Here is a 24,372-nt window from a genome sequence, read left to right on the forward strand (position 1 = left end):
ACAACAATCACAATAACCTCAGTTAAAAGGAAGGTATTATTATGGCAATTCGAGAAGAAGTATACGGCTATTTTATCCCCAGTGTTACCCTGATAGGCATCGGCGCGGCAAAAGAGATTCCATCAAAGATCAAGGCTCTTGGCGGCAGCAAGCCGCTGATTGTCACCGACAAAGGTATAACCGGTGCCGGAATTACCAAACAGATTACCGATCTGCTTGATAAAGCCGAGATGAAATATGTCGTCTTTGACGAGACCATTCCTAACCCCACCGACAAGAACGTGGAAGCCGGCGTTGCAGCCTATAAAAAGAATGGTTGTGACAGTCTGATCACCCTCGGCGGCGGCAGTTCGCATGACTGCGGCAAGGGCGTCGGCCTGGTCATTGCCAACGGCGGCAGAATTCAAGATTTTGAAGGGGTCGATAAGTCATCCAAACCGATGCCTCCCTATGTCGCGGTCAATACAACTGCGGGAACCGCCTCGGAAATGACCAGGTTCTGTATTATCACTGATACCAGCAGAAAGGTCAAAATGGCCATCGTCGACTGGCGGGTCACTCCGGGTATCGCGCTTGACGATCCGCTTTTGATGATGGGTATGCCGCCAGCACTGACCGCGGCAACCGGAATGGATGCCCTGACCCACGCCGTCGAGGCCTATGTGTCGACCATTGCCACCCCGATGACCGACTCGGCCGCGGAAAAAGCCATTGAACTGATCGCCGTCCATCTTCGTCCGGCGGTTGCCAACGGCAGCGATATCGTCGCCCGTGAAGGTATGTGTTACGCGCAGTATCTCGCCGGCATGGCCTTCAACAATGCCAGTCTTGGGCATGTACATGCCATGGCGCATCAGCTCGGCGGCTTCTATGATCTGCCCCACGGGGAATGTAATGCCATTCTGCTGCCCCATGTGTGCAATTTCAACCTGATTGCCAAGATGGACCGCTTTGTCAAAATCGCCCAGCTGCTTGGAGAAAATGTCGACGGTCTGTCCAAGCGTGACGCTGCCGAGCGGGCGCTGGTGGCGATCAAAAAACTTTCCACCGATATCGGCATTCCGGGAGGGTTGATAGAGCTCGGCAAACGGTATGGCAAAGACGTTAAAGCCGAAGATATCGACACCATGACCGGTAACGCGCAAAAGGATGCCTGTGGTATGACCAATCCCCGTACACCGAAAGATGAGGATGTCAAAGCTATTTACCGGGCGGCATTATAATTGATTGTTTCTACAGAAAGTCTCTATCATAAATAGTTGTTGTGGGGCACGGACTCGTCCGTGCCCCTCTTATTCGTTATTACCGAGGAGGAAAAGAATGGCTGACAAAATATTTCGAGTGAACATGTCTGATTTAACCACCAGGATCGAGGATGTTCCCGGTGAGTGGGCGGGTCTTGGCGGCCGGGGACTGACCTCCAACGTGATTGCCGCCGAGGTGGAACCGACCTGTCATCCACTCGGCAAAAACAACAAACTGGTCATTGCTCCGGGACTGCTCTCCGGGACCCAGGCCGCCAACTCGGGCCGGCTTTCCTGCGGCGCCAAGAGTCCGCTGACCGGCACCATCAAAGAGGCCAATGCCGGCGGTTCTTCGGCTCAGATGCTGGCCAAGCTCGGCGTCAAGGCGCTGATCCTTGAAGGCATGCCGGCAGAGGACAAATGGTACAGTCTGCACGTGACTGCCGATGGCGTCACCATCAATGAAGAAACTGAACTGATCGGCAAAGGCAACTACGACGTTATTGAAACAATCAATGCACGTCATGGTGATAAAACCGGCGTGATCTCCATCGGACCGGCGGGCGAGATGAAGATGGCCGCGGCCAACATCTCCATAAAAGACCCCGGTTCAAGGATCCGCTCCAGCGGACGCGGTGGTCTCGGGGCGGTGATGGGGTCGAAAAAGATCAAATTTATCTCCGTTGCGCCGACAGACAAGAAAGTCGATATCGCCAAGCCGGAGGAATTCAAGGCCGCCAACCGGGCCTTTGCCAAGGCGCTGGTCGATAATCCCATCAGCCAGGCCCTGGGACAATACGGCACCAACGTTCTCGTTAATATCATCAACGAGGCGGGGGCACTGCCCACGCGCAACTTCACCAGCGGCCAGTTCGCCGGTCACGAGGAAATTTCCGGGGAAACCATGCACGATACCATCGTCGCCCGGGAAGGCAAACCGAAACATAACTGTCATTCGGGATGCGTCATCAACTGCTCGCAGATCTATAACGACCCGAATAAAAACTACAAAACCTCCGGTTTTGAGTACGAATCGATCTGGGCCATGGGCGCCGATTGCTGTGTACAAAACCTCGATCTTATCGCTGAAGCCGATAGCATCATGGACGATCTCGGCCTTGATACCATCGAAACCTCGGTGGCCTTTGGTGTCGCCATGGAGGCAGGACTGCTGGAATTCGGTGATGGTGAGGGGATCCTTCGTATCCTGCGTGAGGATATCGGTAAAGGCACGCCTCTGGGACGAATTATCGGCGGCGGCGCAGGCAATGTCGGCAGGGCCTTTGGCGTCACCCGGGTACCGGTGGTGAAAAATCAGGCCATTCCGGCCTATGATCCGCGGGCCATCAAAGGCATCGGCATCACCTACGCCACCTCGACCCAGGGTGCCGACCACACCATGGGTTATACCATCGCCACCAATATCCTCGGGGTCGGTGGAAAGCTTGATCCGCTCAGTCATGAAGGCCAGGTGGAGCTGTCGCGCAATCTGCAGATCGCTACCGCCGCCATCGATTCCACCGGCATGTGTCTGTTTGTCGCCTTTGCCGCGCTTGATGACGCCACCTGTCTGCCGTCTCTGATCGACATGATCAACGCCCGGTTCGGCATAGCCCTTACCGCCGATGATGTGACCAATCTCGGCATGAGTATTCTCAAAACGGAGCGGGCCTTTAATATGGCCGCCGGCTTTACCAGCCATGATGACCGGCTGCCGGAATTCTTCAAGGAAGAACCGATTGCCCCGCACAACGTCGTCTGGGATATCGACGATAAAACAATCGATTCCTTCTGGAATTTCTGATAGTTTCTCTATTTTTCATCTCGTCGCCGACATTATCGCGCAGTGCTTTTTAGCGATAATGTCGGCTGGTCAGTTCTGTACGTTGTTTCTCTTGCCTCTGCTGTTTTGTCGCCCACCCACAAACGAACGTCCATCAATATTTTTTAGAGTTGGTTCTGTGGTACTGCAGATGGAATTCGACCGCTTAGGACTTTCATAGTGCACCTCCTATGGTTGGGCTTGTAGGGGCAATATGCTCTCATCACTGTAGTACACATCATGATGTTGATAGGCGGCGGAAAAGGCGTCCAACTCCGTCCCGTCGTACTTGCCTGAATCCTGCGTGCCCATGCACCTACCATGCACCTATCTAATATTATAGATAATCCAGCTCAAATTTGCCTTTGGCGATATCAATAAGCATATCTTCTTGCTCAATCACAATCAGTCGTCCGACTTTTGATAAAATCTGCGCTGTGAACAGCGCCTTGAATATTTTGGTCACGGTTATTATATGCAGAGCGGTAAAAATGCCAATGTCATAGTAGGTGAGATGAGGCAACAGAACAAGGCGTCTTTCCTGTCTCCGCCTGAATTCAAGAATTATACGACAGATCCTGACGGGTGCTGATTTGTTGATAATTTGCGATAACAACTCTATGGTGTTCAAATAATTCTGGCTCAAAGTGCAGATAACCGTCCGGTAAAGACGCGGCGATTCTTCAAGCATGAAAAAAAAGCGATCGCCGTCAGCTTTGAGAACATCACATACGCTGCGTGTTTTTATAAGATATTCATCCGACAGGAACTCCCCCTCGGTTTCATCGTTATCGTCGACTAAACTTTCAAGGAGAAAAGGCATAAAGCCCATCAGCGACTTTTCCTGAAAGTAGACAATGGATTTCTCCTCTCCATCATCAGTGAGATGATTAAGCACACAGAGTCCCTGTTGCAGATAGTAGATACAGGCGGGGTCGAGAATAACACCTTTCGGCAATCTCTCTTTGACAGCGATTCTTGCTATATCTTCCTGGTAATCGTGTTTTAACCACAGCATTTGTGTCTCCCCTCACCCGCTCCCGTTTTGAACATCAGCCAGTACTATGCCCCCATATACCTGTCTCCCTTCATATATAAGTAAGAACTTCGAAAAGCCAGCACAAAAAAATTCACAAAGCTAGTCCAGACTATTTTAGCAGAACAGAAAAACGGATATTAATGCCAACAGATAATCCGATGCATTTCCAGAGAGAATGGTCGTGTTACCAGTTTTTTCATGAAAAAGTTTTCAGCCAGATAAGGAATATTATGCAGAGTCAGAATCAGAAATTCAATGTCGGAATGCTCGTCCACTCCATCGTCGGTATCTCAATGATGCTGTTTGGGCGTTTCCTGCCCCCACCAAGCATTTCTGTTCCGTTCAATGAAAAACTCCAGGCTGCAGGCATTCCTTTTCAAGGTGATCAGCACCTGCTCTCTATCAGCCCCGAGGGAATGGTGATCATCGGCCTTTTCTTCGGGGTTGTCTACCTCTGGACTTTTGTCGACGCCCTCTGGCCAAGCTTCCTCGGGGTTATCCTGTACGGTATGACCAGCCATGTGCCTATGCCCCAGGCGTTGAATCAATTTATGGGCAATCCTATGACGGTCATGCTGTTTTTCCTGTTTATGTTCGCGGCTATTCTCATGCGCAGCAACATCTCCGCTTATCTCGCCAGATGGTTTATGACACACCGTATTGTCAGAGGGCGGCCGTGGGTTTTTACGGCAATGATACTGGTTGGCACCTATTGCGTCGCTATATTTGAGCAGACCACAGCCTGTTTCCTCATGTGGCCGGCACTCTATATCGTCTTTGACCATGTTGGATTCAAAAAGGGCGACAAGTACGTGACCCTGATGATAGTCAATACCATGATGGTTGCCTTGCTCTGTTTTGCCACCGACCCGTTCAAAGGCGGGGCGTTTTACCTGCTCAACAACATGAATAACCTCGCTGCCAGCGGCTCGGTGGGAGAAATCGAAAACGTCAACATCGCCTTATACCTGGTATTCAGCGTCACTATCTCATTTCTCTGTATTGCTGCCATCCTCTTTTTCATGCGCTACGTTTACCGAGTTGATGTTTCGCCTTTGCAAAAAATCGACCCTGAGATCCTCAGCCAGGATGAGCTGCCGCCATTCAGCCTGCAACAGAAGCTTATTCTCGCCCTGTTTTTCATCTATGCCATGTGGATGCTGCTGCCTGGCATTATTGGCCGCCAAAGTGGTCTTGGCGCATTCCTTGCCGCCAATACCTTTGGGGCGTCGATGTTCATAATCTTCCTTGCCACAGTGATTCGTGTCACCAGCAAACCGCTGGCTGACCTGCCGGTGACCAACCAGTCGTATCCCTGGCGTACCTTCATTCTTATCGCAACCGCCTTTCTGCTTGGCAACGCCATGACGTCACCGATAACCAATGTCACCATTTTCATGGAGTTTTTCCTGAAAATGCACCTTTCCGGGCTCAGCGAACTCGCCTTAACCATTCTTATCGTCATCCTGGCCATCATAGTCACGAACTTCTGCAACTCGGTTGTCGCCGGTCTCATCTTTACCCCTGTCATTCTCGCCTTGAGCAGCGGTCTTGGTTTTGCCGCCACGCCAATAATTGTCTGCTTTTTCTTTATAGTGCTGATTGCCGCGGTGACGCCTGCTGCCTCACCGTTTGCCGCGATTCTTTACGATAACCCGGATTGGATCAGCCGCCGAAATGTTGCCGTTAACACCCTTGTCAGTTCAGGAATAATCATGGGAGTTCTCATCCTGGCTGGCATTCCGATGGCCAAAATCATGTTTTGACGAGATTAACAGCCATCAATCGATTTTCAGGCCGGAACAGCCGGCCAAGGAGGATATCAATGGAAAATATATATGACATAGTCATCGTCGGGGCCGGCCCTGCCGGCATGACCGCAGCAATCTATGCGATTCGGGCCAACATGAAGGTTTTGATGCTCGACCGGCTCTCACCCGGCGGGCAGATGATCAACACCAACGAGATTGAAAACTACACCGGTGCAGGCAAGTTAACCGGTGCAGATCTGTCCATTCAAATGTTCGAACATACCCAGGAACTGGGTGTTGAGTTCGACTACAAGACTGTCGTCGATATCAGTGACGAAGGCAGGTTGAAAACCATCACCTGCGAAGAAGACGATACCGTCTATCAGGCGCGAGCGGTTATCCTGGCTACGGGGACAGTGCCTCGCCGCCTGGGTGTTCCGGGAGAAGAGCAGTGGGCCGGTTCGGGAATAAGCTGGTGTGCTATCTGTGACGGGATCCAGTACCGGGACAAGGAGGTCGTGGTTATCGGCGGCGGTAACTCGGCCGTTGAGGAATCTATATATCTCGCCGGCATCACCACCAAACTGACCATCGTGACGATGTTTGATCTGACAGCAGACCCCAAGGCCTGCGATCTGCTGCGCAAGATGGACAATGTCACCATCTACCCGTATCAGGAAGTTCTCGAGTTCACCGGCACCGACCGTCTGACAGGCGTCAGGTTCAGGTCCACCGGTGAAGACGCCACGGAACGGTATGTACCATGCGACGGTGTTTTTGAGTACATCGGCTTCCAGGCATCATCTCAGCCATTTGCCAGACTCGGTATCGTCGACCGCACCGGCTGCATAAAAACCGATTCGCATATGCGGACGTCTGTTCCCGGCATCTTCGGTGCGGGAGATATCAACGTCAAACACCTGAGACAAATTGTCACCGCCTGCTCCGACGGCGCAATCGCGGCCAACAGCGCCGCATCCTACGTCGAAGCGAACAAAGAATAACGGAGGATATGAAAATGATAACTGAAATAACCCAGAAAGATTACGAGACGCTCGACCACACGGCACCGAAACTCATCGAATTCTACTCAAAAACATGCGGCCCCTGCAAAATGCTGGCATTTGTTCTCAAGGACATCAATAAGCAGAAGCCGGATTTTCCGATGTATACCATCGACTTCGATGAGAACCGCGAGTTGAAAGAGCATCTCGGCGTCAAGGGCTTTCCCACTATGCTGTTTTTCAAGGACGGCAAAGAGATCAGCCGACTGGAAGGATTGAAACAAAAGCCGGCAATTATCAAGGCTATCGACGAACTTTTATAAAAGGGAGAATTGACCAATGAGTAACAAAGTACGCTACATCAGCCAGGATCATCTTATTACCCGGCAAAACAGGGCTGAGAAGGAATTTCTCGCCGCATTTGCCGCGAACAAACCGACCTTTGAAAACCCTCAGGTTGAAATTAACCCTTACCTCATCAACCCGCTCTGTGCCCTGATTTTTTTTACCACCCAGGAAAAGGTAACCCCGACGGTAACTATTCACGGCAAACGCTACGAACGGGAGGACATCAGCCATACTTTCAAGGCGGCTACTGAGCACATCCTGCCGGTACTTGGTCTCTATGCGGATTTTGCCAACAAGGTGACGGTTGCATTATCCGACGGTCGCAGCGCGACACTGACCATAACGACGGAGAAACTGCCGGCGGATGTCTGTCGATGCCTGAATATTTCCACTTCCGCCGATTATTTCGGCAATAACATCATGTTCCTGACTCCGGCCGGAAAGAATCTGCCCACCGGCTATGATTACAAGGGGGACATTCGCTGGCTGCTCACCGAAAACACCATGTTTGATATCAAGCGGGTGGCCAACGGCAACATCGTCACCGGCTCAAGCCGATTCTGCCATATGCCGTATAACAGCACCGGCATGATTGAGCTCAACCTGCTCGGCAAGATCTATAAGGAATACCGCATGCCGGGCAACTACCACCACGATCATTTCGAGATGGAAGACGGCAATCTGCTTGCCCTTACCCAGGATTTCACCAGGGATACTGTCGAGGATATGTGCGTTCTGCTTGACCGGAATACCGGGGAAATACTCCGATCCTGGGACTATCGTGAAGTGCTGCCGAGAGATGTCGGCGGATCAGGCTCCCAGGATGCCCACGACTGGTTCCACAACAACGCGGTCTGGTACGACAAGAAGACCCATAGTCTGACCCTTTCCGGTCGGCACCAGGATGCAATCATAAACCTTGATTACGAAACCGGAAAACTGAATTGGATTATCGGCGACCCGGAGGGCTGGCCTGCCGAGATGGTTGATACATACTTTTTCAAACCGGTAGGGGATCTGTCGAAGTTTGACTGGCAATATGAGCAGCATGCCTGTGTCGTCTGCCCGGACGGCGATGTCATGTGTTTTGACAACGGTCAGTATCGCTCCAAAGTAAAGGAAAAATATATCGCGAACCGCGATAACTTCTCCCGCGGAGTACGGTACAGGATAGACCCCGAAAAAAGAGAGATCGAACAGGTCTGGCAGTACGGAAAGGAACGCGGGCAGGAATTCTTCTCCGCATACATTTGCAACGTGGAATACTACGACGAAGGCCATTACATGATTCATTCCGGCGGCATCGGATTTGAAAACGGTTATGCTTCAAAATCACTTGGTGCCTTCCTCGACATGGCAGACCCGAACGTCGAACTACGCTCAAAGACCGTCGAAGAAAAGGATGGCGTGGTCCTTTACGAACTTGAGACAGAAGGCAATTTCTACCGGGCCGAGAAACTCTCGCTGTATCATGACGGTGACAACCTCGTCCTCGGGGAGGGTAAACTGCTCGGCAGCCTGGAGATTACCGAAGAATTTGATACTGTACCTGATGCGGAAGAGGTAATGGCTTTGCCCGACAGCTGGCATAACGTCTTTATCGAAGAGGACGAGGACCGTTTTGTTTTTCATGGTCGTTTCGAGAAAGGAACACTGGCGATGCTGTGTCTGGAAAAGGATGGCGAGAGCCATAATTATTTCATCAATACTGCTGCAGTAATTCAGCTTGCTATGTGTTCAGGCGCCTTCCTCGAAAAGGATGAACGTGAGGTAAAGATACATATCAGCAAAAAAGGACTGCAGGGCATATTCCAGGTCAAGCTGATCATTAACGACAAGAAATACCAGACCGGTGTATCAATTTTCTGTCCGTGATTTTCTTGCAGCTGTCTCACGACAGATAAAACTCAGGTCTGGCAACGAAAGACAGCATGTTTGTTGCCAGACCACGGAAACACCTTTAATTACTTACAACACCAGGCTGTGACCACAGGTGGCAACACACCTTGGTGTGTTTTGACAGCCTTCAAGAAGAGTGGAGAAAAAGAACATGGAAACAAACCTGCATGGCAAAGTTGCCTTGGTGACCGGTGGTGCCCGGGGGATTGGCGAGAGTATTGTCAGCCACCTCGTGAAAGAAGGTGCCAGAGTGGTTATTGCCGATATCGAACAGGAGCGGGCGGAAAAATCCTGCAGGGAAATCGGTGCGAACAGTTCCTTTGTCTATATGGATGTTACCGACAAAACCAGTGTGGAAAACGGTATCAGCAAAGTTACCAAAGAGTTGGGGCAGGTCGATATCCTCGTCAACAATGCCGGTGTCAGCCGTCGCTTGACCCTGCTCAGCATGGAGCCTGAAGACTGGGATCATGTCTTCAAAGTAAACGCTTTCGGACCTTACCTGACCACCCGGGCAGTTCTCCCCCAGATGATACAACGGCAGGAGGGGAAGATTGTCAATATTGCGGCACAAAGCGGCATAAAACCTATGCCGACCTATGCCCATTATTCAGCCTCGAAAGCCGCGCTGATTGCCTTCACCGAGGCTGTCGCCCTGGAGTATGCTTCATACGGGCTCAACATCAATTGTGTCTGTCCCGGCGCTGTAGCCACGAAACTCTGGTCAATAGATAACCTGGAAATAAAAGATGGTTCGCAGCGACTTTCGTTTGATGACGACATCGTGAGTAATTTTTCTCTCGGACGGGCCCAGCGTCTTGAAGATGTCGCGAATATGGTCTGTTATCTCTGCTCTGACCTGACCCAGAACATAACCGGGCAGATATTTAATGTTACAAGCTAAATTCGCATCACATCGGACAGGGCCTGTTTTCCGTGCCTTCATCCTGGCAGGCAAAATTTCCGGTTAGAGGTCTTGTGACCGCCGGATTTTGCCGATGCCGATCCTCCTCTTCAGTTGGGTTACATTTCTCTGCGGTTTATAGGCGCTGTTTTCAACCTCTTTGTCATTGCGGGGCCGGACGCTTATCATTGCGGGTCGCTACATGTAGCTCCCTCCTTTTCCACTGCTCTTCTCGTTAAGCATCGGCAAACCTTGTGCAATTCCTCTCTTCTGCATTGACACCCCAATAGCTGGGTTATACACTGGGGATATGCACGACATGTCCTTTCTCCATCCATGGTAGCAGTCAAACAGGAGTCAGCGTATGGCCATAGGCAAGATTTCACCGGCGGAGGCTTGTTCCAGATGTGATTTGGAACTGTTATCCTTTGAAACGACTGACGGGATAGCTCAGCCGGTGGGGTTTGCCGGTCAGGGCCGAGCCTTTGAAGCGGTGACCTTTGGTGTCGGCATACACCACCAGGGGTTCAACCTCTTTGTCACCGGGCCCCAGGGCAGCGGACGGCACGAGATGACCTACGCAGTTGTGCGAGAGAGGGCGGCATCGGAACCCGCTCCGTCTGACTGGTGCTATGTCAACAACTTTAAACGCCCACATCTTCCTAAGGCCTTTGCGTTTCCCTCAGGCGAGAGTGCCGTCTTCCAAAAAGAGATATATGGGGTGGTTGCCGCCTTGAGGGCAACCCTGCCCATAGTTATCGAAGCCGATGATTTTAAGGAGAAAATCAAGGCGATCAATGAAGATTTGCGGCGGAAAATAGATGCGCTGATCCATCAGGTGGAAGAGAAGGCTAACGCCGATAGTATCGCTTTGGTCAAAGGTGAAGAGGGTATAATTCTCATGCCCATGGACGGTAACAGGCAACCCCTTGATCAGGCGGCCTTCCAGCATCTGCCCTTGGAGACCCGGAAAAAGCTGGAGGAGATGGTCGCCAGACATCAGAATGCCCTGCAGGACGTGGTGGCCCAGATAGCCGTGCTGAAAAGGGAGGCGGGAGAGGTTCGAGGCAAATTGAAATTTGATACCGTCAGCCAGGCAGTGAACTCTCTGATGCGCCGCCTGAAAACAAAATATGAAAAACGGCCGGAAATAATAGAGTATCTGCAGGACGTGGAAGATGACATGATTATCCACGCCGATGAATTTCTCCATAAAGGCGACGGGGAACGGGACATCCTCACCCGGGTTTTCAATGTTCCAACGCCGTCTTTTGAACGGTATGAAGTGAATATCCTGGTGGGAAACCACGCCGCCGGGGCACCGGTGATCTTTGAGGACATGCCGACGTACCAGAAGCTGCATGGCCGGATCGAGCATATTGCCAGAATGGGCATGTTATCAACCCATTTTACCCTGATCAAGCCGGGAGTACTGCATCAGGCAAATGGCGGTTACCTCATTCTTGATGCCCGCAGACTGCTGATGCAGCCCTATGCCTATGAGGGTTTGAAACGGTCGTTACGTTCAAGACAGATCATCATTGAGCCGCTTGATCGACTGCTTGGCCTGGTGAGTACGGTTACTTTAGAGCCGGAACCGATTCCCTTGAACGCAAAGATCGTCCTCATTGGCGATACCCTGCTTTACTATCTGCTCAAATACTATGATCCTGAATTTCATTCGTTTTTCAAGGTGCAGGCCGATTTTGAGCAGAGCATGGATCGTTCCCCGGAAAATATCAATCTCTTTACCTCACTGCTGGCGACAGTGATTGCCAGGGAGAAGCTGCTGCCGATGAACCGAAAGGCGGTGGCCGGGCTGATCGAATATTCAGCCAGGGCGGCAGGGGACGCAACCAAGCTCTCCCTGGCGGTGGAAGACCTCGCCGATGTGATGAAGGAAGCCGATTATATCGCCCGGCAGCTGGACAAGACCTTAACCGGGGCAGAGGATGTGAACGCAGCCCTGGCGGCCAGAAAACGACGAGGTGGACGTATCAGAGACACTTTGTTTGAGGCGACCCGGCGAGGGCTGCGGCATATTGAAACGGCAGGTGAACGTGTCGGGCAGGTGAATGGTCTGTCGGTGATTGTCCTCGATGCCGACTCCTTCGGCGTGCCGACGCGCATTACCGCGCTGACCAGGCCCGGTAAAGGCGAGGTGCTTGATATTGAAAGAGAGGTCGAACTGGGCGGCCCCCTGCACTCAAAAGGGGTGCTTATTCTCGATTCCTTTCTCAGCAGCCGGTATGCCAGGGAAGTGCCGCTCAGTCTGCAGGCCAGCCTGGTATTCGAACAGTCCTATGGCGGCGTCGAGGGTGACAGCGCCTCCTGCGCCGAACTCTGCGCCCTGCTGTCATCCCTGGCCGACGCCCCGATCCGCCAGGCCATAGCCATAACCGGTTCCATCAGCCAGCAGGGTGAAATTCAGGCCATTGGCGGGGTAAATGAAAAAGTGGAAGGCTTCTTCGATCTCTGCACGGCACGTGGCCTGAGCGGGGTGGAAGGGGTCATCATTCCGGCAGCCAATGTTTCCCATTTGATGCTGAAAAACGAAGTGGTTGAGGCCATTGCCGCGCAACAGTTTCATCTCTGGTCGGTTACCACGGTTGATGAGGCCATTTCCCTGCTGACCTCCCTGCCGGCCGGCGAGCGGGGCGATGACGGCGAATATCCAGAAGACTCGGTCAATGGCCGGGTAGAGTTGACCTTGCGATCATTTGCCGTAACCATCCAGATGTTTGAAAAAAAAGAATTCAAAGAGGAATAATTTAATCCATGGGGATAAAGGCATATCCCTGGGCATGATAGCCAATCATCGAAACGTAGCCGTTGGCGACAAGCTCCATCTCAGGGAGGAAATCGGCAGGGTCAATGTCCTCGAATCCTGCGGCGATACGGCACTGCTCGATGCCAACTTTCATTCCGGTAAGTTTTTTGACCATGGCGGCGATATGCTCTTTTTCCGGTAAGTCACTATCGAGAACGTAGCCATTCCCCTTGGTGAAAAAACCGCTCGCCTTGCCTCGTACCCCGATGACCATAGCGGGGCTGACCCCAGCGGCAACAAGTTGCTGATAGGTCTTTTCAATAAGCTGCAGTCGAATGAGCAGCTCCTTAGGGTCGCCGATGGTAACGTCAAAATAGGCCTTGGTTTTTGTCACTCCCTGTAATGCCTTGCCATTGCTGAACAGCTCACTTTGTCCTTCTGCATGGGAACCGGCCGAGATAAAAACAAGTGCTGCAACTAGAAGAACTATCTTATGCATATCTTTGTACCTTGGTTGAGGCTGAGGATGTATGAAGCTCAGCAGCCGAGCTCCAATGGCTTGAGGATTTTCAAGGCTCTGTTTCCCTGTCCCTTCGGCTGGTACCACACCTTGATTTTTTGGCGAGGCTGCAGCTCGGTAAGTTTATAAAAGCCTTCAAAAAGAGTATCCTTGGCGATGGTAAAGGAAATCTTCTCCCCATTTTTCTGTTTGAGGGTTATTTTTTGCTCGTCTAGGGAGATGGATTGAATCATCCCCTTGACGAACAGGTATTCGTCTGTCGAGACTTCTTCCTCAAACTGGGCTGCTTGCGCGGGTGCGGCAAGGAACAAGATACAGCAGAGAAAGAAAAAGCGGCTATACACGGCAATGATGGAGGCTGGTATTTTCATAATGAAGTGTCCCGAAGTATTGAGTCCTTGGTTGAGCCCCATGTTGCAAATTCAATGCTACATTGGAGGAGTTTTGTTTCTTCGGTATTCATTAAGCATAGAAAGAAGGATAAGCAATGTTTCGGAGACAAAGGCCGTGCAGCAAATCTTGAAAAACATTTCTGTCATCTTTTTTGTTGCCGGCAGCCCTGTCTGGGGATAAGTAATGAATTGCTTGTGAACAATGGTCTGTTTTTTGCTTTTCTATTGCCTGGTAGAGCGGTCTACCAATTCCAGCTACCCTTAATCGTTGTTTTTAACAGAGGAGATAAGAATGAAACTGACATCGTATCTGAAACACCTGACAGTTGCAGCTTTGACAGTTGGCTTTTTCTGTACCGGAAACGTCCAGGCCGCCGAGGATCAAAATTTTCTGCTGGCCACAGCCAGTACCGGAGGGACGTATTATCCGGTGGGTGTTGCTCTGTCCACCCTGACCAAGGTCAAACTGCAACCGAGTCACAAAATCGGCATGTCGGCCATCAGCTCTGCCGGTTCCGGAGAAAACATTAAACTGATGCGTGACAATGAGGTCCAGTTTTCCATCCTGCAGGGGTTGTATGGGTACTACGCCTGGAACGGTAAAGGACCTCTCGCCCAGGACGGACCACAGAAGGAGTTGCGTTCGATCTCCATGCTCTGGCAGAATGTCGAACACTTCACCCTTCTCACCGACAAGGCCAAGACCGGCACCATCGCCGATATGGTCGATCAGAAAGGAGAGCGGATGTCGCTTGGGACAAAGAACTCCGGCACCCTTGGTTCCAACGAAGTCATTCTCGGCAATCTCGGCGTGAATATTGAAAAGGATTACGACCTGGTCTACATTGGGTATGGGCCCAGCGCCGATGCCTTGCAGAACGGCCAGATTGCCGGCATGTCCACCCCCGCCGGTGTCCCGGCCAGTGCTGTCACCCGGGCCCTGGCCACCATGGGAGATAAAGCGACACTGCTGAGTTTTACCGAGGAGCAGGTCAAACAGGCAGATGGCGGCCTTAACCTCTGGACGCCCTATCTCATTCCCGCCACGGCCTACCCCGGTTTGAAAAAAGATGTCCTGACCATCGCCCAGCCCAACTTTCTTGCCGTCCGCGCGGATATTGACGAGGAAACCGTCTATCTCATTACCAAGACCATTTATGAAAACCTCCCCTTCCTCAATGCAATTCATAAATCAACCACGGACATGAGTAAAGACAAGGCACTCGCCGGGCTGCCCATGCCGCTGCATCCTGGAGCTGCTCGCTACTACCGGGAAATCGGCATGACTATTCCCGAACACCTTATTGTCAAATAAGATGGCGTCAAAGACCGGCAGCAGGGGCAATGGTAATTGAGGATGATAGTGCAGGAGGGCGATTGTGGAAACAAACGAGATTTTTCAGACGTACAAAACAGCGGGGAGGAAGGAAAAGGTAATTTTTGTGCTGGGGGTAGCGGTTTCCCTGCTGCATGTCTATTTCAATATCCTCACCGTCTTGCCGAGCCTTTGGCAAAATGCGCTGCACTACTCGGGTTTTGCCCTGCTCTGTTGTCTGACCTACCCCCTGGGCGGCAGCAAAGAAAAACCGAAGTGGTTTCTGGCGGTCGACCTTTTACTGGGTATATCGGCCGCGACGGCAGCGGTCTATATGATTTCCATGGAAGATGCCATCTATGCACGGGGGGTCCATCTGTCCTCTGCCGAATGGATCGCCGGTTCGGTGCTGATTCTCACCGCTCTGGAGTTTACCCGGCGGACCACCGGCTGGGTCATCCCATCTCTTATCGTTATTGCCCTCACCTATGTCGGCTGGTGGGGGGCGATGCTCGACGGTATGTTCCGGTTCAGCGGACTGAGCACGGAAACCCTGCTCTTTCGTTCCGTCTATGGTGATGACGGCCTGTTCGGCAGTATTGCCCTGATCTCGTCTACCTTTGTCTTCATGTTCATTCTTTTCGGGGCCTTTCTGCTTCGCTCCGGGGCCGGGGAATTCGTTATCAATCTGGCCCGGGCGGTTGCCGGAAAAACGGTTGGCGGACCGGGCCTGGTGGCGGTTTTTGCCTCGGGCCTGACCGGAACCATTTCCGGTTCCGCCATTGCCAATACCGCTTCCACCGGGGTAATAACCATCCCGCTGATGAAAAAGGCCGGGTTTGATGCAAAGTTTGCCGCCGGGGTTGAAGCGGCGTCTTCGACCGGGGGACAGCTCATGCCGCCGATCATGGGCGCCGGTGCCTTTGTCATGGCCAGCTATACGCAGATTCCCTATACCACAATCGTCACCGTTTCCATCCTGCCGGCCATCCTCTATTTTGCCAGCGTTGCCTTCTATGTGCGCATTGAGGCCAAGAAATGCAACGTCGGCATGATCGACGATGAGGACGTCAAACTCCTCGATGTGTTAAAGAAAGGCGGCCTGCCTTTTCTGTTACCGATCGCCGCCCTGATCGGCATGCTCGTTTTCGGCTATACTCCGACCTATGCGGCGGGGATTTCGATCCTGGCCGTCATTGCCGCCTCCTGGCTCACGCCGAACAGGATGGGCATCAGGGCGATCATGGAGGCCCTTGCCCTTGGTGCGCGGAATATGGTCATGACCGGCATCCTGCTGTGCAGCGTTGGCCTGATCGTTAATGTCATCACCACCACCGGCATCGGCAACACCTTTTCCCTGATGATAACCGAGTGGGCCGGCGGCAGTCTGATCATCGCCATTGCTTTGATTGCTCTTGCCTCGCTGGTTCTCGGCATGGGCCTGCCGGTAACTGCCGCCTATATCGTCCTGGGTACCCTGTCCGCCCCTGCCCTCTATAATCTGATTGTTGATTCCCAGATAACTGAAATTATCGCCAAGGGGCTTCTCTCCGAGGAGGCGAAAACCATTTTCCTGCTCGCCCTGCCGGAAAAAGCCGTCCTGCTTAGCCAGGCAATGTCCCTTGAGCAGGCCAGGGCAATCCTCGAGGCGGTACCTGTCGATCTGCTGGGAACCATACGCGACATGGCCATTTCTCCGCATGCCGCAACCTTTGCCCTGCTTTCGGCGCACATGATCATCTTCTGGCTCAGTCAGGACAGTAATGTCACGCCGCCGGTATGCCTGGCCGCCTTTACCGCCGCAGCCATTGCCGGGACCCCGCCGATGCAGACCGGACTCTATTCCTGGAAACTTGCCAAGGGGCTGTATATCGTGCCGATTCTCTTTGCCTACACACCGATGCTCGGTGGCAGCTGGGCAGATGATTTCACCATCTTCTTTTTTGCCTTCATCGGCCTGTATGCCTTTGCCGGCGCTTTTCAAGGCTATCTCGAAAATCGTCTCAATCCCTTTCTGCGTATCCTGTCGCTTGCCCTGGCCTTTTTCCTCATCGCGCCGTTGCCGAACCTGATCCATGCCGCCGCGACAGTGGTGTTTGTCGCCCTTTTTGTGTATAATTTTAAACAGTCAGCCGTCTCCTTTACAACAGCATCGCCATGAGTCAAGACACTCTTTTCTCTATCGCCTACGGTACTGATCGACTTGCTCTTTCTCTGCCGGCCCATACCAGGCAACTGCAGCTGCAGGAGCCGCAACAGCTGATCAGTCCAGCCCTTTTTCAAAAAAGACTGGCGGGCTTTTTGCGCCAGACGCCACTGGATCTGTCCAGGCCGGTGCTGGTCGTAGCCGATAAAACGCGGCTCTGCGGCTATCCGGACTATTTGCCTCTGCTCATCAGCGGCCTTGAACAACACGGCGGCATGGATTCGGCGAACCTGAAAATTATTATCGGCTACGGTACCCATGCCCGTCAAAGTGACGACGAATGCCGGCAGGCGTATGGTGTGGTGTACGACCGGTTTTCTTTTATCCATCATGAGTGTCAGCAGGAGGATGGTTTCAAGGAAGTTGGTCGTACCTCCAGAGGCACCCCCATCCGCTTTCGCCGCGACCTGCTCGAAGCCAGTGCCATCCTGACCATGGGCGCGGTGTCCCACCACTATTTCGCCGGCTACGGCGGCGGCAGAAAGCTGGTCTTTCCCGGCTGTGGCGAGCGTGATGCCATCTATATAAACCACGGGCTGTATCTCGACAGTGCAGCCGGAGCCATCGCTGAAGGGTGCCAGCCGGGCATCCTGGACGGCAACCCGCTGGCTGAGGATCTGTTTGAAATTGAAGAAAAACTGCCCGCCGACCTGGCCATTCACGGCATCCTCGACTCCCATGGCGGTCTCGTTGATCTGCTGGTTGGCCACGGACGGGAAAATTTTCTTCAGGCCTGCAGGCGCCACGGTAAAAACTGCGAGATAAGCTCCCCGACCTTTGATCTCGTCGTTGCTTCCTGCGGCGGCTTTCCCAAGGATATTAATTTTATCCAGAGCCATAAGGCTATTCACAATGCGGCAATGTTTGTCCGGGATGGCGGCCTGCTGCTGCTCTATGGAGAATGCCGCGACGGGATAGGTTCCACGACCTTTCTACCATGGTTTGCCATGGACTCCTTCGATGCCGCGTTCAAGGAGCTGTGCCAGCATTATCAAGGTAATGGCGGAACGGCGCTGGCCATGATGAGCAAATTGCAGCGGATACGTATCGGCATGGTCAGCCGCCTCGACGCGGCAACCTGCAGGCTGATCGGTATGGAGCGCTGGTCCCATGACCAGGTTGCAGCGCACCTGGCCGGGCAGGGAAAAGAGCAGATCATTGCCTGTATTGCCAATGCCAGCCTGACCGTAAAGAGGTAGGACTTCTCGTAACAGGTCCTGCACACAGCAGGAGAGCTAACATGGTGACAGTTGCACCCCCGTGCTGGACAGACAAGGAAACGAAAACCCTGCTGGCAAGGCTGGCCGGCTGCCGCCGTATTCTCCTCTGGGGGGAAATGGGCGTCGGTAAGTCGACCCTGGCGGTTGAGCTGCTGCAGATGTTTTACTGCTTATCCGGTCATGGTCAGCTGCTCGAGCTCGATCCCGGCTCGCCACCTTTTGGCATTCCCGGCACACTATGCCGGTCCTGGTGGGGTAGGGAAGGCCTGCAGTGCGGTGATGTCCAGGCCCTGTGCACGCTGAACGGCGGCCGCTTTCGCCTGCCGTTGGTCCTCGCCGCCGGCAGGTTGGCCGCACTTGCCGATCAGGCGGAAAGCAAAGGCCCGCTGCTTGTCGATCCACCGGGGGTGGTGCGCGGCGTGGGCGGGGCCGAACTGCTGACGGCCCTGGCCGAATCCCTGCATATCGATACCGTACTGGCAATCCACCCGGAGGAAAAAGGACTGCCCCTGGCCGTCGAACTGAGCACCCTGCACGGGCAACTCATCACCGTCACTGCCTCCTCCGCCGCCAGGCGTCCGCCAAAAACAGAACGAGCAAAGCATCGCAACCGGTTATGGGAGGAATTTCTCGGCAGCAGCGGCGAACTTTTTATCGGCCTTGATACCCTGCCGGTTGTCGGCACACCGCCACCTGTTGAGGTGCCCTCCGCCTGGACGGGACGACAGGCCGCAATGCTGAGTGGCGCAGGTGAGACGATCAGCATCGGCGAGGTCGTCTGCCTCAAGGGACAAAAGCTGACCCTGCGGATGACATCATGCGCTCCGGGAAAAGCGGCGATGCTCCTGGTTCGCGATTGCGGCCGGGATGGTGCCGGCAGGCTGGCAACCCTGGCGCCTGTCGTCAAGGCCCAGGCAGCACCAAGCGCCCCTGCAGAAATGATTGCCCCGCAGATCCCGGCAACGACAGCCACCGCACCAGTCTCCAGCCATCTCGGTCCCGCCTGGGCCACCCTGGTCGGCGGGGTTTTCGGTGATCCGCTGCTGCATGTGCGGTTGCGCCACCGGAAAAAGAGCCTGCTCTTTGATCTCGGCGATCCGGCGCGCCTGGCCGCCAAAGTGGCCCATCAGGTACAGTGTGTCTTTTTGAGTCATGCCCATCTTGACCATATCGGCGGTTTTCTCTGGCTGCTCCGGTCGAGAATCGGTCCCTTTCCACCCTGCAGGGTTTTCGGCCCGGCAGAGACGATCAAACGACTGGAAAACTTTATTGGCGCCATCACCTGGGACCGCATAGAAGAGAATGGACCGGTCTTTGATGTCGCGGAAATTGACGGTGACAGGCTGCGACGGGCCAGGCTGCAACCTGGAAAAGCGCTCCTTCGCCTTGCCGACCAGCCGATCGTGGCGGGCAAAATCCTTCTGGAGAAGGACTACACCGTCAGGGCCGTAGTCTGCGACCATAATATCCCCTCGGTGTCGTACAGCCTCGAGTTCCACCGGGAGATCAAGGTGCGCAAGGAACGGCTGGCGGCAGCCGGCTGGCTGCCCGGTCCCTGGCTCGGCAGACTGAAGCTGTGCGTCTGCAGCGGCGGGCTGGATAAAATGATTGATCTGCCGGACGGCAGCAGAAAAAGCGCAGCAGAGCTGATAGACGAGCTGCTCATCATTTTGCCCGGCAAAAAGCTCGCCTATGTCACTGATCTGGCCGATACCCCTGACAATCGCCGCAAAGTCATCGCGCTGGCCCAGTCGGCGCACACCCTGTTCTGCGAGACGCCTTTCATGGCCGCTGATGGTGACAAGGCTGAAAATACCCAGCATCTGACCACCCTTGCCGCCATCGGCATTACTCGCGATGCAGGGGTGGAGCGGCTGGTCCCTTTCCATTTTTCAAAACGATACGAACGAGATCCGCAGGTCGTCTATGACGAACTCCTCGCTGTTGCCGGACCGGTACGGATTCTCGGAAATTTCTGTTCAAAGAGAGGTGTGGCATGCGAAACACGAAACAGGGTTGGCTGAAGCCATTGGCGCTGCGGCATCTCACCCTGTTTTTTCTGATGACAATTTTAACCGGGGGGTGGTGCGTTATGGATAAAGAGCTGTCGGCAGCCGAAGAAGCGGCAATGTCCCCGAAAAATATAACCCTGTTTCTCGCCGGGGATGTGATGACCGGCCGGGGCATCGACCAGGTGCTGGCCCATCCATCGGATCCAGTGATTTTCGAACCGTATATGCGCAGTGCCTATGGTTACGTTCAGCTGGCTGAAAAGAAAAACGGTCCGCTCCGAAAACCGGTCGACGATGGGTATATCTGGGGCGATGCCCTGGCGGTGCTGGAGGCGATACAACCGGATCTGCGCATTATCAATCTGGAAACAAGCGTGACAACGAGTGACGCATATTGGCCGGGCAAAGGGATCAACTACCGCATGCATCCAGGCAATATCGGCTGCCTCGGCACTGCCCGCCTCGATTGTTGCGTACTGGCTAATAACCACGTCCTTGACTGGGGGTATGCGGGCCTGGTCGAGACGATGGCCGTTTTGCAGCAGGCCGGAATATCGAGCGCAGGCGCCGGACGGGACAGGCGGCAGAGTCAGGCCCCGGCGGTTTTGCACGTTTCGGGTAAGGGCCGGGTGCTCATTTTTGCCTACGCCACCGACACCTGTGGTGTTCCACCCAGTTGGGCGGCCAGGGATAACAGGCCGGGCGTCAATCTGCTCACTGACCTGTCCGCCCAGACGGTGGCACGGATTAAAGAGGATGTCGCCGCCATAAAACAGCCGGGCGATGTGGCCGTGGTGTCAATACACTGGGGCGGGAACTGGGGCTATGCTCTTTCGCCCATGGACAGACATTTTGCACATAGACTAATCGATGATGCGGCGGTTGATGTCATTTACGGTCACTCGTCGCACCATGCCAAGGGCATCGAGGTCTACCAGGACCGGCTGATCCTCTACGGCTGCGGCGACTTTCTCAACGATTACGAAGGGATTGGCGGGTATGAGGAATATCGCGGCGACCTCAGCCTGATGTATTTCCCGAGTTTCGCACCATCGACCGGCAGGCTTGTCGAGATGCGCCTGTTCCCCATGCAGATCCGACGTTTTCAGACCATCCATGCCGCAGCCGATGACAGCAAGTGGCTGATGGAGATGTTGAACAGGGAGGGCAAACAGCTTGGTACCCGGCTGCTTTCGGACAGGGATGGTTCTTTTCTTCTCAAGTGGGAGTAACAGCAAGGAAACCTTTAAGTTTAAAATATTCTCAGGACAAACTTCACCCATCACCCCTTGTTTGTCACCGACTTCCTTAATTCCCCTGCAAGTGTATCGAAGATTTCGGCAGACTGCTGGAATCAACCGTATCCGTGGTAAAATTCAACGCGTTATTTTGACTAAATGTGTCGATTTATCTGTTAATTTTTATCATTTTTTTGCAAAATTTGCCTGGCAATGGTACAAAAGCTTGGGTCATCATTTGTTTTTGGGCTAATCTGTTCTAATTCTATTGAGAAATTATGTCTTCTGCTCCTCAGCTGTATCCATCTGTCGGCAAGCTGTTTTTCGTAAAAGCTCTAAGTTGCTGCCTGTTTTTTCTCCTGATATCGGCCACCACCGGGCACGGTCGTCCTAGCCATGACGAGATCTCGGCATCAATGGCGAAATACCTCGGGTGCACGCCGCTGGAATGGCTGCAGATGGAAAAGCAGCTGCCGATCCTGACAACGGAAGATCTGTGCCTGGCGGCAATTTATAACAGGACAGGTGTTCATCCGCTCTGGGTAACCGGCGATGGCCCGACCGGGCAAGGAAAAATCATCCTCGGCTACCTGAAAGATTCCTACCGGCATGGGCTCGATCCAAACGAATACAAGGTCGACAGGATACTTCAGTTGTGGGACTCGGAGGATTCCGATGAACTTGCTATGCTTGAAACTCTTCTGACATACAACCTGGTGAAATATGTTCATGACATCGGGTATGGGCAGCTGAAACCACTGGCGTCGGATCCTGCGTTGTTTGCCGAGGCAGGAGACATGAGCTTCAATCCGCTGCTGACCATTGAGCATATCCTCTCAACCAGTGACCTTGATCAATTCCTCGCAGGTCTGCCGCCGCAGCATTATCATTACACGGCCCTTCAGGCGGCCCTTGAACGCTATCGCAGTATAGCCGAGCAGGGGGGCTGGCAGTCCATCCCCCAGGGCCCAAGCCTTCGCCCCAATGATACCGACCCGCGGATCATCCTGGTCAGACAACGTCTTCGAGTCACCGAGGATCCAGCGGGAACAGGATTCGATACCGAGTCAACGTATTACGATACGCTCCTTAAACAGGCCGTTCAGGCCTTCCAGAGGCGGCACGGGCTTTTGGTTGACGGCATAATCGGGTCAAATACCCTTGCCGCCATGAATATTTCCGCGGCTGACAGGGTGAACTCGATTCGTCTCAACATGGCTCGCTGGCGCTGGCAGGACCACGATCTCGGCGAGCAGTATGTGCTGGTAAATATCGCCGCCTTTAACCTGAAAGCATTTCAGGGGGAGAACATCGTCCTCGACATGCCGGTCATCGTTGGGAAGGAGCAGCACCAGACGCCGGTCTTCAGCAGTATAATTAAGTACCTCGACTTCAATCCTTTCTGGAATATCCCAACGAGTATTGCTCAGGAGGAGGAATTACCAAAGCTTCGTGAAAACCCAAATTATCTCGTTGATCGACATGTGCGTCTGTTCTCCAGCTGGCAATCCGACGCTATAGAGCTTGACTCTACCGTTATGGACTGGCACAATGTCTCTAGGGGCCAGATGGCCGGCTACAAACTCAGGCAGGAGCCAGGTCCGTGGAACGCCCTTGGGAAAATAAAGTTTTCTTTCCCAAACCGTTATTCGGTGTACATGCATGGTACGCCTGCGCAAAACCTGTTCAACCGAACCCAGAGAGATTTCAGTCACGGCTGTATTCGGGTCAGTGACCCACTCGCTCTGGCGATTTTTGTCCTTGAAACCCAGCCTGATGACTGGCCCAGGGAAAAAATCGAGGAAATCTACAAGCAAGAGCTACGCAAGGTTATACGATTATCGTCCCCACTCCCGGTGTATATTACCTACCTGACGACGTGGGTTGACCAAAGCGGCGTAGTGCATTTTAACAGGGACATTTATCTGCGTGATGCCTTGTTGCATAACGCATTGTTATGATGTCTTTTTCAACTAAAAAACGACTCAAAGGCATCACCAAATGACCAAACAGAGCCGCTTATATCTTATGAATCGTCGAAATTTTCTCCTCTCAGCCGCAAAGGCAGTGGTTGGCCTCAGTGTTCTTTCACCCTTTGAGGTGTTGTCAAAAACCATTCCCCACAACAGGATATCCTTTTTCCATACCCATACCGGTGAGCATTTCCACTTGCCTTATAACGGCCCAAGGTGTCCTCCTGCCGCGAGAAGAAAACTGTTCTCTTTTCTGCGCGATTTTCGCACTGGTGATGTGCACCCCATTGATTTTCGTCTTATGGAAATACTTGCTAAAATTCAGCGAAAGACCGGCAGCAAAGGTGTGTATGAAGTCATTTCCGGGTACAGGTCGCCAAAAACCAACAACTCTTTACGATCCCACAGCACAGGGGTAGCGCAAAAGAGTCTGCATCTCAAAGGCAAGGCGATTGATATTCGCCTCACCGACCTGCCCACGGCTGAGCTGCGGGATGTCGCCATTTCGCTTAACGCCGGCGGGGTCGGGTATTACGCCGAGTCGGATTTTGTCCACATAGATACCGGAAAGGTTCGGTCCTGGTAGCCTGCGGCATCTGGCTGCCGATAATGCTGTTGACGAAGAAGAAATAGGTTATAATTATTAATTAATAGCAGTAATTCTTTTGCACCAGGGTTATCTGTCAATCTGCTCCGCACCACATCGACAAGCTGG

Annotated in this window: 18 protein-coding genes; 15 read left to right on the forward strand and 3 right to left on the reverse strand. The window is 53.2% G+C overall.

Annotation, left to right across the window (positions count from 1 at the left end; genetic code table 11):
- Window positions 1–41 precede the first annotated feature (41 nt).
- Together ACYQ8U_RS02995 and ACYQ8U_RS03000 are read left to right on the forward strand one after the other, a co-directional pair.
- Window positions 42–1,223, forward strand: a complete 1,182-nt coding sequence (locus ACYQ8U_RS02995; protein WP_459944028.1) for an iron-containing alcohol dehydrogenase — start codon at window positions 42–44, stop codon at window positions 1,221–1,223.
- 97 nt (window positions 1,224–1,320) lie between these two features.
- Complete coding sequence (locus tag ACYQ8U_RS03000; RefSeq protein ID WP_459944029.1) at window positions 1,321–3,048, forward strand: aldehyde ferredoxin oxidoreductase family protein; 1,728 nt, start codon at window positions 1,321–1,323, stop codon at window positions 3,046–3,048.
- Between the two features lie 355 nt (window positions 3,049–3,403).
- On the opposite strand, the gene ACYQ8U_RS03005 is transcribed toward ACYQ8U_RS03000, so the two are convergent.
- Window positions 3,404–4,084 (reverse strand): Crp/Fnr family transcriptional regulator, encoded by a 681-nt coding sequence (locus tag ACYQ8U_RS03005; protein WP_459944030.1) that lies wholly within the window; start codon window positions 4,082–4,084, stop codon window positions 3,404–3,406.
- Window positions 4,085–4,335: 251 nt separating this feature from the next.
- On the opposite strand from ACYQ8U_RS03005, the gene ACYQ8U_RS03010 reads away from it, so the two are divergent.
- The 6 genes from ACYQ8U_RS03010 (at window position 4,336) to ACYQ8U_RS03035 (ending at window position 12,781) form a co-directional block, all read left to right on the forward strand.
- Window positions 4,336–5,871: an SLC13 family permease gene (locus tag ACYQ8U_RS03010; protein WP_459944031.1), complete on the forward strand. Its 1,536-nt coding sequence runs from the start codon at window positions 4,336–4,338 to the stop codon at window positions 5,869–5,871.
- Window positions 5,872–5,930: 59 nt separating this feature from the next.
- Window positions 5,931–6,860, forward strand: coding sequence for an NAD(P)/FAD-dependent oxidoreductase (locus ACYQ8U_RS03015; protein ID WP_459944032.1), 930 nt, complete (start codon window positions 5,931–5,933; stop codon window positions 6,858–6,860).
- 14 nt (window positions 6,861–6,874) lie between these two features.
- Window positions 6,875–7,183: a thioredoxin family protein gene (locus ACYQ8U_RS03020; RefSeq protein WP_459944033.1), complete on the forward strand. Its 309-nt coding sequence runs from the start codon at window positions 6,875–6,877 to the stop codon at window positions 7,181–7,183.
- Between the two features lie 16 nt (window positions 7,184–7,199).
- Entirely contained in the window at window positions 7,200–9,083 is a 1,884-nt protein-coding gene (locus tag ACYQ8U_RS03025; protein WP_459944034.1) for an aryl-sulfate sulfotransferase, read from the forward strand.
- 175 nt (window positions 9,084–9,258) lie between these two features.
- On the forward strand, window positions 9,259–10,011 hold the full coding sequence (locus ACYQ8U_RS03030) for an SDR family NAD(P)-dependent oxidoreductase (protein ID WP_459944035.1): 753 nt from the start codon (window positions 9,259–9,261) through the stop codon (window positions 10,009–10,011).
- A 364-nt stretch (window positions 10,012–10,375) separates the two neighbouring features.
- Window positions 10,376–12,781: a Lon protease family protein gene (locus tag ACYQ8U_RS03035; protein WP_459944036.1), complete on the forward strand. Its 2,406-nt coding sequence runs from the start codon at window positions 10,376–10,378 to the stop codon at window positions 12,779–12,781.
- A 1-nt stretch (window position 12,782) separates the two neighbouring features.
- On the opposite strand, the gene ACYQ8U_RS03040 is transcribed toward ACYQ8U_RS03035, so the two are convergent.
- Together ACYQ8U_RS03040 and ACYQ8U_RS03045 are read right to left on the reverse strand one after the other, a co-directional pair.
- On the reverse strand, window positions 12,783–13,280 hold the full coding sequence (locus ACYQ8U_RS03040) for a hypothetical protein (protein ID WP_459944037.1): 498 nt from the start codon (window positions 13,278–13,280) through the stop codon (window positions 12,783–12,785).
- A gap of 38 nt (window positions 13,281–13,318) precedes the next feature.
- A complete protein-coding gene (locus tag ACYQ8U_RS03045) occupies window positions 13,319–13,672 on the reverse strand; it encodes a hypothetical protein (protein ID WP_459944038.1) in 354 nt (117 codons plus the stop codon).
- 313 nt (window positions 13,673–13,985) lie between these two features.
- On the opposite strand from ACYQ8U_RS03045, the gene ACYQ8U_RS03050 reads away from it, so the two are divergent.
- From ACYQ8U_RS03050 to ACYQ8U_RS03080, 7 genes are all read left to right on the forward strand, one after another.
- A complete protein-coding gene (locus ACYQ8U_RS03050; protein ID WP_459944039.1) occupies window positions 13,986–15,008 on the forward strand; it encodes a TAXI family TRAP transporter solute-binding subunit in 1,023 nt (340 codons plus the stop codon).
- Between the two features lie 64 nt (window positions 15,009–15,072).
- The gene (locus tag ACYQ8U_RS03055) at window positions 15,073–17,169 is read left to right on the forward strand and encodes a TRAP transporter permease (RefSeq protein WP_459944040.1); all 2,097 of its coding nucleotides are present in this window, start codon (window positions 15,073–15,075) and stop codon (window positions 17,167–17,169) included.
- On the forward strand, window positions 17,166–18,413 hold the full coding sequence (locus ACYQ8U_RS03060) for a lactate racemase domain-containing protein (protein ID WP_459944041.1): 1,248 nt from the start codon (window positions 17,166–17,168) through the stop codon (window positions 18,411–18,413). The genes ACYQ8U_RS03055 and ACYQ8U_RS03060 overlap by 4 nt, the downstream gene beginning before the upstream one ends.
- A gap of 41 nt (window positions 18,414–18,454) precedes the next feature.
- Window positions 18,455–20,458: an MBL fold metallo-hydrolase gene (locus ACYQ8U_RS03065; RefSeq protein ID WP_459944042.1), complete on the forward strand. Its 2,004-nt coding sequence runs from the start codon at window positions 18,455–18,457 to the stop codon at window positions 20,456–20,458.
- Window positions 20,431–21,678, forward strand: coding sequence for a CapA family protein (locus ACYQ8U_RS03070; protein ID WP_459944043.1), 1,248 nt, complete (start codon window positions 20,431–20,433; stop codon window positions 21,676–21,678). Before ACYQ8U_RS03065 ends, ACYQ8U_RS03070 begins: the two co-directional genes overlap by 28 nt.
- A gap of 422 nt (window positions 21,679–22,100) precedes the next feature.
- Window positions 22,101–23,645, forward strand: coding sequence for a L,D-transpeptidase family protein (locus tag ACYQ8U_RS03075; protein WP_459944044.1), 1,545 nt, complete (start codon window positions 22,101–22,103; stop codon window positions 23,643–23,645).
- Between the two features lie 67 nt (window positions 23,646–23,712).
- Entirely contained in the window at window positions 23,713–24,243 is a 531-nt protein-coding gene (locus ACYQ8U_RS03080; protein WP_459944045.1) for a YcbK family protein, read from the forward strand.
- The last annotated feature ends 129 nt before the right edge of the window (window positions 24,244–24,372 follow it).

It is taken from the genome of Desulfocastanea catecholica, assembly GCF_054657295.1.

What these genes read in the sequence shown, in the direction of transcription:
- ACYQ8U_RS02995 (WP_459944028.1), top strand. Translation starts at nt 42, where the DNA reads ATGGCAATTCGAGAAGAAGTATACGGCTATTTTATCCCCAGTGTTACC.
- ACYQ8U_RS03000 (WP_459944029.1), top strand. Translation starts at nt 1,321, where the DNA reads ATGGCTGACAAAATATTTCGAGTGAACATGTCTGATTTAACCACCAGG.
- ACYQ8U_RS03005 (WP_459944030.1), bottom strand. Translation starts at nt 4,084, where the DNA reads ATGCTGTGGTTAAAACACGATTACCAGGAAGATATAGCAAGAATCGCT.
- ACYQ8U_RS03010 (WP_459944031.1), top strand. Translation starts at nt 4,336, where the DNA reads ATGCAGAGTCAGAATCAGAAATTCAATGTCGGAATGCTCGTCCACTCC.
- ACYQ8U_RS03015 (WP_459944032.1), top strand. Translation starts at nt 5,931, where the DNA reads ATGGAAAATATATATGACATAGTCATCGTCGGGGCCGGCCCTGCCGGC.
- ACYQ8U_RS03020 (WP_459944033.1), top strand. Translation starts at nt 6,875, where the DNA reads ATGATAACTGAAATAACCCAGAAAGATTACGAGACGCTCGACCACACG.
- ACYQ8U_RS03025 (WP_459944034.1), top strand. Translation starts at nt 7,200, where the DNA reads ATGAGTAACAAAGTACGCTACATCAGCCAGGATCATCTTATTACCCGG.
- ACYQ8U_RS03030 (WP_459944035.1), top strand. Translation starts at nt 9,259, where the DNA reads ATGGAAACAAACCTGCATGGCAAAGTTGCCTTGGTGACCGGTGGTGCC.
- ACYQ8U_RS03035 (WP_459944036.1), top strand. Translation starts at nt 10,376, where the DNA reads ATGGCCATAGGCAAGATTTCACCGGCGGAGGCTTGTTCCAGATGTGAT.
- ACYQ8U_RS03040 (WP_459944037.1), bottom strand. Translation starts at nt 13,280, where the DNA reads ATGCATAAGATAGTTCTTCTAGTTGCAGCACTTGTTTTTATCTCGGCC.
- ACYQ8U_RS03045 (WP_459944038.1), bottom strand. Translation starts at nt 13,672, where the DNA reads ATGAAAATACCAGCCTCCATCATTGCCGTGTATAGCCGCTTTTTCTTT.
- ACYQ8U_RS03050 (WP_459944039.1), top strand. Translation starts at nt 13,986, where the DNA reads ATGAAACTGACATCGTATCTGAAACACCTGACAGTTGCAGCTTTGACA.
- ACYQ8U_RS03060 (WP_459944041.1), top strand. Translation starts at nt 17,166, where the DNA reads ATGAGTCAAGACACTCTTTTCTCTATCGCCTACGGTACTGATCGACTT.
- ACYQ8U_RS03065 (WP_459944042.1), top strand. Translation starts at nt 18,455, where the DNA reads ATGGTGACAGTTGCACCCCCGTGCTGGACAGACAAGGAAACGAAAACC.
- ACYQ8U_RS03070 (WP_459944043.1), top strand. Translation starts at nt 20,431, where the DNA reads ATGCGAAACACGAAACAGGGTTGGCTGAAGCCATTGGCGCTGCGGCAT.
- ACYQ8U_RS03075 (WP_459944044.1), top strand. Translation starts at nt 22,101, where the DNA reads ATGGCGAAATACCTCGGGTGCACGCCGCTGGAATGGCTGCAGATGGAA.
- ACYQ8U_RS03080 (WP_459944045.1), top strand. Translation starts at nt 23,713, where the DNA reads ATGAATCGTCGAAATTTTCTCCTCTCAGCCGCAAAGGCAGTGGTTGGC.